General features: G+C 68.3%; 11 protein-coding genes. 10 read left to right on the top strand and 1 reads right to left on the bottom strand.

Going from position 1 to position 14,903, the window contains the following annotated elements; all coding sequences use genetic code 11:
• Position 1: 1 nt before the first annotated feature.
• From ACMGDH_RS11790 to ACMGDH_RS11765, 6 genes are all read left to right on the top strand, one after another.
• A complete protein-coding gene (locus ACMGDH_RS11790; protein ID WP_436828118.1) occupies positions 2 to 991 on the top strand; it encodes a D-alanine--D-alanine ligase in 990 nt (329 codons plus the stop codon).
• The gene (locus ACMGDH_RS11785; RefSeq protein WP_436828117.1) at positions 988 to 1,884 is read left to right on the top strand and encodes a cell division protein FtsQ/DivIB; all 897 of its coding nucleotides are present in this window, start codon (positions 988 to 990) and stop codon (positions 1,882 to 1,884) included. Before ACMGDH_RS11790 ends, ACMGDH_RS11785 begins: the two co-directional genes overlap by 4 nt.
• 16 nt (positions 1,885 to 1,900) lie before the next feature.
• On the top strand, positions 1,901 to 3,163 hold the full coding sequence (gene ftsA, locus ACMGDH_RS11780) for a cell division protein FtsA (protein WP_436828116.1): 1,263 nt from the start codon (positions 1,901 to 1,903) through the stop codon (positions 3,161 to 3,163).
• Between the two features lie 109 nt (positions 3,164 to 3,272).
• Positions 3,273 to 4,781: a cell division protein FtsZ gene (gene ftsZ, locus ACMGDH_RS11775; protein WP_436828115.1), complete on the top strand. Its 1,509-nt coding sequence runs from the start codon at positions 3,273 to 3,275 to the stop codon at positions 4,779 to 4,781.
• 95 nt (positions 4,782 to 4,876) lie between these two features.
• A complete protein-coding gene (locus tag ACMGDH_RS11770; RefSeq protein ID WP_436828114.1) occupies positions 4,877 to 6,718 on the top strand; it encodes an SPOR domain-containing protein in 1,842 nt (613 codons plus the stop codon).
• 44 nt (positions 6,719 to 6,762) lie between these two features.
• Positions 6,763 to 7,929: a deoxyguanosinetriphosphate triphosphohydrolase gene (locus tag ACMGDH_RS11765; RefSeq protein ID WP_436828113.1), complete on the top strand. Its 1,167-nt coding sequence runs from the start codon at positions 6,763 to 6,765 to the stop codon at positions 7,927 to 7,929.
• Between the two features lie 39 nt (positions 7,930 to 7,968).
• On the opposite strand, the gene ACMGDH_RS11760 is transcribed toward ACMGDH_RS11765, so the two are convergent.
• Positions 7,969 to 8,244 carry a hypothetical protein gene (locus ACMGDH_RS11760; RefSeq protein ID WP_436828112.1) on the bottom strand — a complete coding sequence of 92 codons (276 nt, stop codon included), beginning with the start codon at positions 8,242 to 8,244 and terminating at the stop codon, positions 7,969 to 7,971.
• A 216-nt stretch (positions 8,245 to 8,460) separates the two neighbouring features.
• Here ACMGDH_RS11760 and ACMGDH_RS11755 point away from each other — a divergent pair, with 216 nt between their 5' ends.
• From ACMGDH_RS11755 to ACMGDH_RS11740, 4 genes are all read left to right on the top strand, one after another.
• Positions 8,461 to 9,909, top strand: a complete 1,449-nt coding sequence (locus tag ACMGDH_RS11755; protein WP_436828111.1) for a DUF1800 domain-containing protein — start codon at positions 8,461 to 8,463, stop codon at positions 9,907 to 9,909.
• Between the two features lie 3 nt (positions 9,910 to 9,912).
• The gene (locus ACMGDH_RS11750) at positions 9,913 to 11,064 is read left to right on the top strand and encodes a DUF1501 domain-containing protein (RefSeq protein ID WP_436828110.1); all 1,152 of its coding nucleotides are present in this window, start codon (positions 9,913 to 9,915) and stop codon (positions 11,062 to 11,064) included.
• Positions 11,065 to 12,441: 1,377 nt separating this feature from the next.
• Positions 12,442 to 14,166, top strand: a complete 1,725-nt coding sequence (gene argS / locus ACMGDH_RS11745) for an arginine--tRNA ligase (RefSeq protein ID WP_436828109.1) — start codon at positions 12,442 to 12,444, stop codon at positions 14,164 to 14,166.
• Positions 14,166 to 14,885 carry an SPOR domain-containing protein gene (locus tag ACMGDH_RS11740; RefSeq protein WP_436828108.1) on the top strand — a complete coding sequence of 240 codons (720 nt, stop codon included), beginning with the start codon at positions 14,166 to 14,168 and terminating at the stop codon, positions 14,883 to 14,885. Before argS ends, ACMGDH_RS11740 begins: the two co-directional genes overlap by 1 nt.
• Positions 14,886 to 14,903 lie beyond the last annotated feature (18 nt).

The following is a 14,903-nucleotide window of genomic DNA, read 5'->3' as shown; positions in this document are numbered from 1 at the left end:
TATGACCAACGTCTCACACTCCCCCTCTCCCAACCCTCTCCCCGGAGGGGAGAGGGCTTTTCGTTCCCTCCACGTCGCCGTCCTGATGGGCGGGTGGTCCGCCGAGCGCGAGGTTTCGCTGATGTCGGGCAACGGCGTCGCGGACGCGCTCGAGAGCCTGGGCCACCGCGTCTCGCGCGTCGACATGGCGCGCGACGTTGCGGTGAAGCTCGCCGAGCTCAAGCCGGACATCGTGTTCAACGCGCTTCACGGCACGCCGGGAGAGGACGGCACCGTCCAGGGCATGCTCGACCTGATGGGTATCCCCTACACGCATTCTGGGCTGGTCACTTCGGTGATCGCGATCGACAAGCAGCTCACCAAGCAAGCGCTGGTGCCCCACGGTGTGCCGATGCCCGGCGGACGCATGGTCGCTACCGAGGAGCTGCACGAGCGCGATCCGCTGCCGCGCCCCTATGTCCTCAAGCCCGTCAACGAAGGCTCGTCGGTGGGCGTGGCGATCGTCACGGCGGAGGGCAATTACGGCAATCCGATCGCGCGCGAGGCAATCGGGCCGTGGCAGGAGTTCGACGAACTGCTCGCCGAGCCCTTCATCCGGGGGCGCGAGCTCACCACTGCGGTGCTGGGCGACATTGCGCTCGGCGTCACCGAGCTGAAGCCCAAGAGCGGCTTCTATGATTACGACGCCAAATATACCGACGGGCTGACCGAGCATGTCTGCCCCGCAGAGGTTCCCGACGAGATCGCCGACGCCTGCAAGCGCATCGCGCTCGAGGCGCACCGCATCCTCGGCTGCAAGGGCACGTCGCGCTCGGACTTCCGCTGGGACGACAGCCAAGGCATCGACGGGCTGTTCCTGCTCGAAGTGAACACCCAGCCCGGCATGACTCCGCTGAGTCTGGTGCCCGAGCAGGCGCGGCACATCGGCATGAGCTATGCCGAACTCGTGCAGAAGATCGTCGACGAAGCGCTCGCGGGAGGGGCGACTTGAGCCGCAAGCCAGCCCAGCTTTCCACCACCCGCCGCGGCGCGCCGTCCAGGAAGAAGGCGGCTGCGCGCCGCCCGAAGAAGCCGGGGCTGTTCGAACGCGCCTTCGCCGCGCTGCCGATCAGCCCGGAAACGCTGCACCGGATCGTCACGGGAACGATCGTCGGGACGGTCGCTGCGGCTGCGCTCGGCGTGGCGGCCTGGCTCGGAGTTCCGGCGATGGCGGGTGTCGCCGTCTCCAACGTGGTCGGCGAGGCGGGGCTCAAGGTCGACGCGATCCAGATCGACGGGCTCAAGCGCATGGACCGGATGACAGTCTATGAGCAGGCGCTGGACCAGGATTCGCGGGCGATGCCGCTCGTCGATCTGGCGCTGGTCCGCGAACGGCTGCTCCAGCACCCGTGGGTGCAGGACGCCCGCGTCTCGCGGCAACTCCCCAACACGCTGCGTATCTTCATCGTCGAGCGCCAGGCTGCGGCGATCTGGCAGAACCACGGCCAGCTGATGCTGATCGACACCTCCGGCGTTCCGCTCGAGCCGGTCTCGCCCGAGGCGATGCCGAACCTGCCGCTGCTGATCGGCGATGGCGCCAATTCGCAGGAGCCTGCGCGGCGCAAGCTGCTCGATGCTTCCCCGGCGCTCCGGCCGATGGTGAAAGCGGCGACCTGGATCGGCAACCGGCGCTGGGATCTGACCTTCGACACCGGCGAGCGGCTGCAGCTTCCGGAGGGGGAGGCGGAGGCTGCCGCCGCGCTCAAGAAATTCGCCGAGCTGGACACTGCGCAGCGCCTTCTCGGCCACGGCCACCTCGGTTTCGACATGCGCGATCCGGAAAAGCTCGTAGTGCGCAGGCAAACTGTTGTGACTCCGCCTGAATCGGGGGATAAAGGCGTTTGAGCAGGGAATTGGGGCAATGGCGAAGACCGCACCGGAAGGGCTGATCACGGCGCTCGACGTAGGCTCGTCGAAAGTATCGGCGCTGATCGCGCAAAAGGCCGAGGACGGGCAGCTCGTGGTGCTCGGCACCGGGCAGCGCGAGAGCCGCGGCGTCAAGCGCGGCTATGTCGCCGACATGCACGCGACCGAGCTAGCGATCCGCGAGGCGGTGGAGCAGGCCGAGCGTATCGCCGGATTCAACATCGAAGACGTCTGGGTCAGCTTCTCGGCGGGCGGGCTGCTGTCCGACATCGTCAAGCTCGAAGCCGATCTCGGCGGGCACCGCGTCGAGCAGGCCGACATCGACGAGCTGCTCAAAGCGGGGCGTGAGGCGATCGACCCGCAGGGCAAGATGATCCTCCATGCGCAGCCGACGCGCTATACGGTCGACGGGCTCGCCGGCGTCAAGCGCCCGCTGGGGCTGCATGCCGATCGGCTCGGCGTCGACATCCATGTCGTCGCCACCGAAGGTTCGCCGGTGCGCAACCTCGATCATTGCGTCCGCTCGGCGCATCTCGAAGTCCGCTCGATCATCGCGGCGCCGGTCGCTACGGGGCTCGCGTGCCTCAGCGACGAGGAGCGCGAGCTCGGCGTTGCGCTGGTCGAAGTGGGGGCGGGAGTCACCAACGTCTCGGTCTTCGCGGGCGGCGTGCTCGCGGGTCTCGCGTCGATCCCGATGGGCTCGGCCGACATCACCGACGACATCGCCTCCGCGTTGGGCACTGCGCGCAACTGGGCCGAGCGCACCAAATGCTTCCACGGCTCGGCGAACCTGTCCCCGCGCGACAATCACGAGATGATCGACGTGGTCCCCGCGATCCCCGACGGCGGGGCGGAGGGGCCGCGGGTCACCAAGGCACAGCTCAACGCGATCATCCGCCAGCGCCTCGAAAGGCTGATGAGCGAGATCCAGAAGGAGCTGAAGAAGCTCGGCTTCGCCGATCCGGTGGGCCGGCAGATCGTGCTCACGGGCGGTGGCGCGGAGCTGAAGGGCATCGCCGATTACGCGCAGCAAGCGCTCGGCAGCGCAGTGCGTGTCGGCCGGCCCAAGGGGCTGATCGCTTTGCCTGAGGCGCATGCGGGCCCCGGGTTCGCGACGCTTGCGGGGCTCGCGCGGTTCGCCGCTGCGGACCCAATCGACTTGCGGGCGCTGGAGCCGCAACCGCACCAGATGGTGACCAAGGTCAGCGCCGGTGCGATTCTCCAGCGGCTGATGGCGGCCTTCCGGTCGAATTATTAAAGAAACGCGACGGGGCACCGCTCTTTCCTCTAGAGTCGACCCGGTCGTTCGTGCAGAACAGATTTCAAGGCACCGCACGTCGCGACGGGGGTGCCAAGGAGACCATAGGATGAGCATTGAATTTCTTCCCGCAGACGTCGACGAACTGACGCCGCGCATCACGGTGATCGGGGTTGGCGGCGCGGGTGGCAACGCGATCGCGAACATGATCCGCTCGGATGTGCAGGGGGTCGGGTTCCTCGTTGCCAACACCGATGCCCAGGCGCTCAAGCAGTCGGCGGCGGGGCTTCGGATCCAGCTCGGCGCGAAGATCACCCAGGGCCTGGGTGCAGGATCGCGTCCCGAAATAGGACGCGCGGCTGCGGAAGAGACGATCGATCAGGTGCAGCAGGCGCTCGAGGGCGCGCACATGTGCTTCATCGCCGCCGGCATGGGCGGCGGCACCGGCACCGGTGCGGCGCCGGTGATCGCCAAGGCTGCGCGCGACATGGGCATACTGACGGTGGGTGTCGTCACCAAGCCGTTCGCCTTCGAGGGCAAGCGCCGCGCGCAGAGCGCCGAGGCCGGCATCGAAGAGCTGCAGAAATATGTCGACACGCTCATCGTCATCCCGAACCAGAATCTGTTCCTGATCGCCAACGCGAACACGACCTTCAAGGAAGCGTTCGAGATGGCCGACGAGGTCCTCCAGCAGGGCGTGCGCGGCATTACCGATCTGATGGTCATGCCTGGGCTCATCAACCTCGACTTCGCCGACGTCCGCTCCGTGATGCAGGAGATGGGCAAGGCAATGATGGGCACCGGCGAGGCCGACGGCGACGACCGCGCACTCGTGGCGGCGCAGAAGGCGATCGCCAATCCGCTGCTCGACGGCGTGAGCATGAACGGGGCCAAGGGCGTGATCGTCTCGATCACCGGTGGCGAGGACATGCGCCTGCTCGAGGTAGACGAAGCGGCCAACCACATCCGCGAGCTCGTCGATCCCGACGCGAACATCATCTGGGGCTCGGCGTTCAATCCCGAGCTCGAGGGCAAGATCCGCGTGTCGGTGGTGGCGACCGGGATCGACGCCGATGCGCAGCCGCGCATGACGCCGACCGCAGCCGAACAACCCCGTGTCTTCTCCTTCTCCAACCCGCGCCGCACTGCCGCCGCCGAACCCGCGCCGGTCGCGGCTCCGGTTGTAGAGCCGAGCTTCGAGGCCGAGCCTGAGGCTCCCGTCGCTCAGCCTGTCGCCGAAGTGCCGGCAGCGACCGAAGCCTATGCGCCTGAACCCCAGGCTCCCGAGCCTGTCGCGAGCTTCGAGGATCAGGGCGGTTCGGACGAGCTGCTGCTCGGCTCCGAGAGTGCGGTGCCCGAAGAGCCCGCGTCGTTTGCGGAGCCTGCCGCGCCAGAGCCCGCTCCCGAGCCGGCGCCCGGAATCGGCAGCCGCCGCCGGTGGCTGACCGGAGGTGGCGACGACGATCTGCTTTCGGACTCGAAGCCCGTGCGTCGCGCCGGCGGCACGCTGTTCGAGCGCATGGCGGCTTCGCGCGGCGCCAAGCCGTCAGCCGACGATGAGGGCGAAAAGGACCCGCTCGACATCCCCCGGTTCTTGCGCAGCCAGAACAATCAATAACTTGGCGCACGTCGTCGCCGGTTCGGCTCGCTTCGGCGAGGAGCCGGCGGCGCGTCATTGGCTGTTAACCTAGGATCGGGTCTAAGCTGGCCGGCATGGAGCGGATACGATTTCTGCGCCCGCTCGCGCTCGCCGCCGCTCTTGCTGCGGGCGCGGTGCCGGCGCAGGCCCAGACGACCGGAATGGTCGCGCGGCCGAACCCTGACGCAGATCAGCTCGCCCAGGAGATACGGGTGCTGGCGGCGAGCCCGCAGAACGTTCCGGCGCTGCTCCGGGCGGGCGAGCTCAGCGTGCGCCTGGGCGACACTGCCGCTGCCTTTGCCTTCTTCGCGCGCGCCCAGTCGGTGGACCCCGCCAATCCGCGCATCTTGGCCGGCCGTGCCATGGCGCTGGTCCGCCTCGCCCGCCCCGGGGAAGCGCTGCGGCTGTTCCAGACGGCCGAGGCGCGCGGCGTGCAGATGCGCGATTATGCGGCGGATCGCGGCTTTGCCTATGACCTGCTCGGCCAGCCGCTGCTCGCGCAGCGCGACTATAAGCTCGCGCTCCAGACCGACCGCGATGACGAGACGGTGCGCCGCTATGCGCTGTCGCTCGGCATCACCGGCAACATCGACGAGGCGATGCGCCAGCTCGATCCGCTTCTGCGGCGCCAGGATCGCGCCGCGTGGCGCACGCGCGCGTTCGTCCAGGCGATGAACGGCGACGTCGCGGGCGCGGAGCGGATCGCGTCGACGATGATGCCCGGCAACATGGGATCGGCGCTGGCGCCCTTCTTCCGCCGGCTCGCGACCATGACGCCTGGAGACAGGGCATTCGCCGCGCATTTCGGCGAAATCTCGCCCACCCCGGCGCGGCTGGCGGATGCGCGGATGGCGCCGCAGATGGCGCCGTATGTGCCGCAGCAGCAGCCCGTGCAGGTCGCCCAGGCACAGCCTCCCGCGCGCGCCACCAACGATCGCCGTTCGCGTACCGCGCAGCGGCGCTCGAGCAGGACTACTGCTACGCAAGCGCCGGTGCAGACGGCGGGGGCGCAGCCTGCTCCGGCCCGGACCACCGCGCAAGCGCCGGTCGCGCAGGCTCCGGCACAAACGGCAGCGGCCTCTCCGCCGCCCCAGCCTGCTCCGCGCCCGGTCGTCCAGGCGCCGTCCCGGCCCATTGTCCAGCCACTGCCGTCCACCGCCTCGACTTCCGCAGCAACGCAGCCGGTTACGCGCGGTGTCGTCGCGCAGGGCGGCCCGGCGATTATCCAGCCGGATTCCGCGCCACCGGTGCGGCTTGCTTCCGCGCAGCCGCTGCCGGCCGAGACACGCCCCCAGCCGCAGGCTCAGCGTCCAGTTACCCAAGCTTCGGCTGCTGTATCCGTGCCCGTGGCGTCGCCCGCTCCACCCGGCCCGGCCCGCGCTGGCGAGGAGGATTCGGTGCTCGCCTCAATCGTCGCCAATCTGACTATTCCGGCCAGGGAGCTGGAAGTCGTATCGGCCCTCCCTGTGGAGCTTCCGCCATCGACGCCGGTAGCTGCTCCCGCGCGCGTGGCTGCGGCGGCACCGGCGACGCCTGCGCCTACGAAGGCGGCCCCCAAACCCAAGCCCGAAGCCGCCAAGCCGGCAGCAGCCAAGCCCGATCCCAAGCCGACCAAGAAGCCCGAGCCAAAGGCCAAGCCCGAACCCAGCCGGATCTGGGTCCAGGTCGCGAGCGGCGCGAACGAAGAATCGCTGAGCCGGGCCTGGAGCCGTGTCGAGACCAAGGCGCCGGCCGCTTTCAAGGGCAAGACCGGCTGGTCGCTCCCGGACCGCGCGACCAATCGCGTGCTCGCAGGGCCCTTCAAGACCAAAGGCGAGGCCCAGGCATTCGTGAACACGCTGGCCAAGTCGGACGTGTCGGCCTTTGTCTTCACCAGCGAGGCTGGGCAAAAGGCAACCAAGCTCGCGGCCAAGTGAGATCGGCCTTTCCCAGCCCGGGCGCGACGGGGTAGGGCATCGGCGTGAAACCGAACGCCCCCTGGGCCTGCGCGCCCGAACAGAGCCGCGGACGCCTGCATCCCGAGCCGGGCGGCACCGCGCGCGGCCCGCGCGATGCTTTCCAGCGCGACCGCGATCGAGTGATCCACTCGATCAGCTTCCGCCGCCTCAGGCACAAGACCCAGGTCTTCATGGCGCCCGACGGCGATCATTTCCGCGTGCGGCTGACGCACAGCCTGGAAGTGGCGCAGATCGGCCGGACGATCGCCCGCGCGCTGGGGCTCAACGAGGACCTCACCGAAGCGTTGTGCCTGGCGCACGACATCGGCCATCCACCCTTTGGCCACGCGGGCGAGGACGCGCTTGAGGAGGCGCTGTCGGCGCACGGCGGATTCGATCACAACGGCCATACGCTGCGCACGCTGACCGAGCTCGACAGCCCTTACCCCGGCTGGAACGGGCTCAACCTGAGCTGGGACACGCTTGAGGGCCTCGCCAAGCACAACGGGCCGATCTTCGAGCCGCAATGGGCGCTGGCGGCGGCCGATGCGCAGTTTCCACTCGACCTGACCCGCTGGCCCTCGCTGGAGGCGCAGGTGGCGGCGATTGCGGACGACATCGCTTACGACAACCACGACATCGACGACGGGCTGCGCGCCGGGCTGCTGACGCTCGACCAGCTGATGGAAGTTCCGATGATCGCCAGCGGGTGGCGCGAAGTGGAGGCGAGGTTCCCGGGGGTCAGCCGGCGTAGGCTGATCGGCGAGCTGATCCGGGCGCAGATTGGCGAGATGGTCAACGACTTCATCGCCGCGACCCGGGAGCGGGTCGCCGAATCCGGAGTGGCCACGGTGGAAGAGGTTCGGGCGGCGGGGCGTCCGCTTGCCTGTTTCTCGGAGGAGATGCGGGAGGCCGAGCGGGGCCTCAAGCGCTTCATGTACGCCAATTTGTACCACCATCCGAGCCAGCTGGACGCGGCGCAGGCGGCGCATGGCGTGGTGGCGGGGCTGTTCGCGGCCTATGCCGCGGATCCGGCGCTGATGCCGGAGGAATGGCGCTCGGCGATCCCCAAAGAGGAGCCGTGGCGCAGCCGGCATATCGCCGACTTCATCGCGGGGATGACGGATCGCTATGCCATCGCCCGCTACCGCGAGGCAGTCGGCCCCGTCGATCTGCCCGAGGGCTTCTGAGGCCTCCGCGAACCAGGTCCGCGGAGGCTCAGGAGGGAATTAGCGCTGCGCGACCTGCACGCTCGCGGTGCCCTTGGGCGCGCGGAACGAGACGCGGGTGTTGGCGGCATAGCCGGTCACCCAGCCGTTCTTGACGACGAGGCGGAACTTGTCGCCGGTCGAGCTCTTGCCCTCGAGCACGCGCGCATCGCCCTTCGGCGTGACGGTGTAGGCGTAGGTGACGCCTTCGTGGGTGAAGCTGCGCTCGTTGGCGAGGGCCGGCGAAGCGAAGGCGAGGACAGCGGCAGCTGCCGCGAAAAGGCTACGAGTGGTCACGATCTTTCTCCTTAAAAAAGAGCCAGATCGGCATCCTGTTATATTATGTTCTGCGACGACGATGCTGCACTGCACCAAAAGCGGCAAACGCAAAGGACGTTCGCGACGATTGCAAAACATGCAATCGACGTTGAGGCGAAGGCTCCCCGCGATGAGCCGCCGCGTTGACATACTTCTGCGACAGGTGCGGCCTAGCCTGAGCCAGAGGTGAGGACCATGGAAGCAAGCATCGCGCTCAACCGCTTCGGGCTCGGCGCCCGCCCGGGGGAAAAGCTGGACGGGGCGCCAAAGCGCTGGCTGCTGGCGCAGATGGAGCGGTACGATCCGCGCCCGGCGCCGATCGCGGTGCTCGCCCCCAGCACGGCGATCGCCGCCGAGCTGGCCGACTATATGGCGGAGGTGCGGATGGCTCGGCGCGGGGCAGGCCAGCCAGCCGCCGCGCCCGCGCCCGCTGCGATGCCCGGAATGTCCGCGACGCCGCAGAAAGCCGGGGCGGAGCTGCGCCGCGCCGCACGCCGGGAGGGGCGCGACCATTATGTCGCCGCGGTGCAGGCCCGAGCGCTGACCGCAGTCAATTCCGAGACTCCCTTCCTCGAACGCCTCACGCACTTCTGGGCCAATCATTTCGCCGTTTCCGCGGACAAGCTCACCACCGTGGGCCTGGCCGGCGCGCTCGAATTCGAAGCGATCCGGCCCAATTTGCTCGGCAGCTTCCGTGACATGCTCCACGCCGTGGAGCGGCACCCGGCGATGCTGCTCTACCTCGATCAGGCGCAGTCGGTGGGGCCCGGCAGCCCGGCGGGCCTTGCGGGCAACCGCGCGCGCAGGCTGGGGCTCAACGAGAATCTGGCACGCGAAATCCTGGAGCTCCACACGCTCGGCGTCCGCACCGGCTACAGCCAGGCAGACGTCACCGAATTCGCGCGCGCCATGACCGGGTGGACCGTGGCGGGGCTCGGCCGCGGGCCCGCAGCGCGGCTTGCCGGCCGGACGGGCAACGCGCCCGGAAGCTTCGTCTTCGCCGCGCGCCTGCACGAGCCGGGCACGCGCACGATCCTGGGCAAGAGCTGGCCGCAGCAGGGCGAGGCGCAGGCGGCGGCGGTGCTCGACATGCTCGCCACGCACCCCGCCACCGCGCGCCACGTCGCGACCAAGCTCGCGCGGCATTTCGGCGGCGACGATCCGCCCGCGCCGATGGTGGCGCGGATCGAGAAGGCGTTCCTCGAATCCGGAGGCGACCTGCCGACCGTCTATCGCGCGCTGATCGAATCGCCCGAGGCCTGGGCCGCGCAGCCGCTCAAGTTCAAGTCGCCGTGGGAATGGTCGATCTCGGCCTATCGCGCGCTCGGCACCCGCGAGCTCCAGCCACAGGCAATCACCGGGCTGATGACCCAGCTCGGCCAGCCGGTATGGCGCCCCGGCTCGCCCGCAGGGTGGGACGACGTTGCCGGCAGCTGGGCGGGGCCCGACGCGCTGATGCGGCGGGTGGAAGCGGCCGAGCGGATGGCGCAGCGCACGCGCGATCTGGTCGATGCCCGCGCCCGCGCCGCCGAGCTCTTTCCCGATGCGCTGAGCCCCGCCACTGCCCAGGCGATCGCCCGCGCCGAAAGCCCCGGCCAAGGCGTGGCGCTGATGCTCGTCGCCCCCGAATTCCTGCGGAGATAGAAAATGCTCACGCGTCGCAGCTTCGTCGCGCTCGGCAGCACTGCCGTCCTCACTTCGGGCTTCGGCGTGCCGATGGCCTTTGCACGTGCCGCCACCGAGCGGCGCTTCATATTCATCATCCAGCGCGGCGCGGCCGACGGGCTGGGGACGCTGGCGCCGGTGGGCGACCCCGCCTTTGCAGGCCAGCGCGGCGTGCTCGCGCAGGACTTTGCCGCTGCGCCGAAGCTCGATTCGACGTTCGCGCTGCACCTGGCGCTGGCCAATGTGCATCGGCTGTACCAGACGAAGCAGGCGCTGTTCGTCCACGCGGTCGCCTCGCCGTACCGCGACCGCTCGCATTTCGACGGACAGAACGTGCTCGAGACCGGCGGCACCTCGGCCTATGCGCTCAAGGACGGGTGGATGAACCGGCTGCTCACGCTGCTGCCCGCCGAGGACAAGGCCATCGCGCTCGCCGCGACGATTCCGATGGCGCTGCGCGGGCCGAAGGAGGTCGCGAGCTATGCGCCTTCTTCGCTGCCGGATGCTTCGGACGATCTGCTCGCCCGCGTTTCCGCGATGTACGGCGCCGACGCCCAGCTCCATGCTCTGTGGGAGCAGGCGACCGCGACGCGGATGCTGGCTGGCGATCTCGCCGCGGACAACGGCCGCAACGCCGCCGCTACCGGTGCGCTGGCGGCCCGGCTGCTCGGCGCCGAGGGCGGGGCGCGGATAGCGATGATCGAGACCGGCGGCTGGGACACCCACGCGGGCCAGCGCGCACGGCTCGCCGGCCAGCTCAAGGGGCTCGACGCGATGGTGGCGGCGCTCCAGCAGGGGCTGGGACCGCTGTGGGCGAATACTTTGGTGGTGGTGGCGACCGAATTCGGGCGCACGGTGAAGGTCAACGGCACGCAGGGGACCGACCACGGCACCGGATCGCTGGCGATGCTGCTCGGCGGCGCGGTCAACGGCGGGCGCGTGGCGGGGGACTGGCCCGGGCTCGCCGACGCGCAGCTTTACGAGGCACGCGACCTCAAGCCGACGACCGGGCTCGACACGTTGCTCAACAGCGCGGTGGCGTCGCACTTCGACCTGCTGCCGCGCCAGACCGCGGCCAAGCTGTTCCCCGACATGCGCGCGGAGAAGGCGATGACGGATCTGGTGCGGGCTTAGGCGGGGGTGGGACGCCACGCGCCCGGCCTGGTTTGGCGGAACTTGACACTAGCTTGACACCAAAAGGCGTTTTCCGCGGACGCGACAGGGAAGCGCCAACGAAGCGGCAGCGAAGCTACTGCAAAGCGACACCGACGCGGCACTGACGCTACAGTGACGCGGCGCCGACGCTACAACGACGCGGCAGCTACGCAGCACCGACGCGCCAGTCACGCGGCACCTAAGCGGCAGGGAAGCAGCACCGACGCGGCGGCGACGTGGCAGGTTCGCGGCACCTACGCAGCAGTAACGCGGCGCCGAAGCTGGATCGTCCAACGAAGAAGGGTTGAGCCGTTCGTTCATCGCGTGAACGAAAGCAGAACAAATCCTACTTTACCAGCGGATTTGTGAATACTGCTGGCGACGGAGTCTTGAGCGCAAAGAAAGCCCTTTCCCGCTTGCGGGAGAGGGTTAGGTGAGGGTGCGACATAGAGGTTAGCCCATGCGGATGTCACACACCCTCACCCTTCCGCCGGCTGCGCCGGCTCCCTCCCTCTCCCGCAAGCGGGAGAGAGACTGGAAGGGGAGGTCCGCTAACGCCCCCAATCTCGGCCGTCTAGGCCGCCTCACATGAATCGCAATTGCGGACGTTCGTGCTCCCGCTTAGGCATGCGAGATGCGTGCGAATTTTCAGACAGTTTTCGATCTAACGCTGCAAACCGACTTAATTCATCCGGCCTATTGGTTCATCGGCATCTTCGTAGGTGCTGGCATCCTTCTCTTCGTTCTGGCTTGGTTGGCCGTCCGGAAACGTTGGCGTTGGCGTCGTTCACTTCCGTCCTTTGCGGCCTTATGGATTATCATCTGCACGTACATAATCGTGACGGATGTCCGTGACACGGCAGCCATACGAAGCGCCGTTGAACGTGGTGAGATTCAGACGGTGGAGGGCTGTTTAGACTATTTTCGTCCCGGGACTCCCTCCGGGACGAAGACAACGGCGGGCCATGAGGAATGGAGCGTAAATGGGCTCGTATTCAGCTATGGAGCGGGGGAGCCCCGGCCTGCCTTTCACCTTGTCTCGACTGCCGGAGGCGCAGTTCGAGCAGATTCCAGAGTGAGGGTCGGCTTTGTTGTGAGCCCCGAATATGGGAGGCGCGAGATTATCAAGCTTGAGCTTGCGTCCCGCGCGTGCCCAGCAGCACGTTTAGTTGAACCGCTCGCGCAGCCGTAACGCAACTTCCGCTTTCCCTCATTGCAGGCAGAAAGCAGACTTACCGCTTCCCACCCAATAGCAGCCTTCCGTTGACACACGCGCCAACGCCCAATCTACGCCGCGATTGTCCCCCCGGCCCCCATCCGCTAAGGCGCGCGCTTCCCTAGCCACTGGAACCGTGAATGACGCTCTACGCCCGTTTCGCTGCGCATCTGGATACCGCCCTCGACGCGCTCGTCGCCTCGGGTGACCTGCCTGGCGGATTGGAGCGACGCGCGGTGACGGTCGAGCCGCCGCGCGATGCGAGCCATGGCGATCTGGCGACCAACGCCGCGATGGTGCTCGCCAAGCCCGCGGGGACCAATCCGCGCGCGCTGGCCGAGAAGATCGGCGCCGAGCTGGAGAAGCTGGACGAGGTCGCCGCGGTCGCGATCGCAGGGCCGGGGTTCATCAACCTGACGCTCACCGAAGACACCTGGCGCGGTGAGCTGGACGAGATCCTGCGCACCGCGAACGACTATGGCCGATCGACGATGGGGGAGGGGATCACGGTCAACGTCGAATATGTCTCGGCCAACCCCACGGGTCCGATGCACATGGGGCATTGCCGCGGCGCGGTGGTGGGCGATGCGCTGGCGACGCTGCTCGAGTTCGTCGGGCACAAGGTGATCCGCGAATATTATGTCAACGACGCGGGCGGGCAGGTCGACGTGCTCGCGCGCTCGGCGCACCTGCGCTACCGCGAGGCGCTGGGCGAGACGATCGAGATCCCCGAGGGGCTCTATCCGGGCGACTATCTGAAGCCGGTGGGCGCGGCGATCGCCGCAGAGCATGGCGACAAATATGTCGGCGCGCCCGAGAGCGAATGGCTCGTCCTGTTCCGCAAGACCGCGGTCGCGGCGATGATGGAGATGATCCGCGCCGACCTGGCGCTGCTGGGCATCACCCACGAAGTCTTCGCGTCCGAGGCCGAGCTGCAGGCGGCGGGCAAGCCCGAGGCGGCGGAGGCATGGCTGCGCGAGCGCGGGCTGGTCTATGACGGCGTGCTCGAGGCGCCCAAGGGCGAGACGCCCGAGGATTGGGAGCCGGTGGAGTTGCCGCTGTTCCGCGCGACGCAGTTCGGGGACGACCAGGACCGGCCGATCAAGAAGTCGAACGGGCAATGGACCTATTTCGGCGCCGATCTCGCCTATCACTTCCAGAAGGCGCAGGAAGCCGATCAGCTGATCGACATCTGGGGCGCGGACCATGCCGGGACGGTCAAGCGGATCGTCGCGGCGGTGCAGGCGCTGACCGGCGGCGAGACCAGGTTCGACGTCAAGCTGGTCCAGATGGTGCGGCTGCTGCGCGCCGGCGAGCCGGTGAAGATGTCCAAGCGCTCCGGCAATTTCGTGACGCTCGCCGATGTGGTGAACGAAGTGGGCAAGGACGTGGTCCGCTTCACGATGCTCACGCGCAAGGCCGATGCGCAGATGGACTTCGACTTCGCCAAGGTGGTGGAGGCTTCGAAGGACAATCCGGTCTTCTACGTCCAGTATGCGCATGCCCGCGTGGCATCGCTCCACCGCAAGGCGGCCGAGGCGGGGATCGAGTGCCCGACCGCCGACCTGGGGCTGCTCGACGCCGAGGAGCTGGCGCTGGTCAAGCGCGCGGCGCAGTTCCCGCGCGTGGTGGAAGGCGCGGCGCTGGCGCGCGAGCCGCACCGAATCGCATTTTACCTCTATGACCTCGCGGCCGAGTTCCATGCGCTGTGGAATGTCGGCAACGACCGGCCCGAGCGCCGCTTCCTCCTCACAGACCGGCCCGACCTCACCTGCGCGAGGCTGTTCCTGGCGCGCGGGATCGGGCAGATTGTCCGCAACGGCTTGGCCCTGATGGGGGTGGAGGCCGTGCAGGAGATGCATTGATGGGCGCACGCGCGGGGGATGGCTATGGCGACGACGATCGCCTGCCGTGGCTCGAGACAGTCGAGGAAGACTATCGCGAAGGTCCCCCGCTCGGGCGCATCCTTCTGGGCATCGTGGTGCTGCTCGCGGTCGTGAGTGCCGGCGCGTTCGGCTATCATCTGTACCAGCGCCAGCAGGGCGTGCAGGGCAACGGCGAGCTGATCGAGGCCGAGCCGGGCGACTATAAGGTCAGGCCCAACGAGCCCGGCGGCATGCGTGTGGAGGGGGAGGGCGACACGATCTTCTCGACCAGCCAGGGCGCGGCGAGCAATACGAGCATCAACGTCGGCGCGCTTCCCGAGGCGCCGGTCGAAGGCCAGCGCGCGGCCGAGGCGGCGAAGTCGGGTCCGGGCACGAGCACGGCCAAGATCTCGGTGCCGAACCCGCGCATCATTGCGCCCAAGCCGACTCCCGCGGCGGTGGCTGCGGCGCCCGCGGCCGGATCGGGATCGCTGATCCAGCTCGGCGCCTTTCCCACCGAAGCCGGGGCGAACACTGCCTGGGCGCGGCTTTCGAAACGCTTCGCCTATCTCGCGCCGCTGGGCAAAGCGGTGCAGCGTGCCGAGAAGGATGACAAGACGATCTACCGCTTGCGCGTCAACGCCGGGAGCAACGCGCAGGCGCGCGAGCTCTGCGGCAAGCTCAAGGTGGCGGGCGAGAACTGCTTCGTGGCCAATTAGCCAGCAATCGAGTTTGAA

Origin of the sequence: Sphingomonas radicis, assembly GCF_051400635.1 — a bacterium.
Lineage (GTDB): Bacteria > Pseudomonadota > Alphaproteobacteria > Sphingomonadales > Sphingomonadaceae > Sphingomonas.
This window is presented reverse-complemented; position numbering and strand designations above follow the sequence as displayed.

Excerpts from the sequence above, each read along its gene's own strand:
- ACMGDH_RS11740 (WP_436828108.1), top strand. The coding sequence starts at position 14,166 with ATGGGCGCACGCGCGGGGGATGGCTATGGCGACGACGATCGCCTGCCG.
- argS (WP_436828109.1), top strand. The coding sequence starts at position 12,442 with ATGACGCTCTACGCCCGTTTCGCTGCGCATCTGGATACCGCCCTCGAC.
- ACMGDH_RS11790 (WP_436828118.1), top strand. The coding sequence starts at position 2 with ATGACCAACGTCTCACACTCCCCCTCTCCCAACCCTCTCCCCGGAGGG.
- ftsZ (WP_436828115.1), top strand. The coding sequence starts at position 3,273 with ATGAGCATTGAATTTCTTCCCGCAGACGTCGACGAACTGACGCCGCGC.
- ftsA (WP_436828116.1), top strand. The coding sequence starts at position 1,901 with ATGGCGAAGACCGCACCGGAAGGGCTGATCACGGCGCTCGACGTAGGC.
- ACMGDH_RS11755 (WP_436828111.1), top strand. The coding sequence starts at position 8,461 with ATGGAAGCAAGCATCGCGCTCAACCGCTTCGGGCTCGGCGCCCGCCCG.
- ACMGDH_RS11750 (WP_436828110.1), top strand. The coding sequence starts at position 9,913 with ATGCTCACGCGTCGCAGCTTCGTCGCGCTCGGCAGCACTGCCGTCCTC.
- ACMGDH_RS11770 (WP_436828114.1), top strand. The coding sequence starts at position 4,877 with ATGGAGCGGATACGATTTCTGCGCCCGCTCGCGCTCGCCGCCGCTCTT.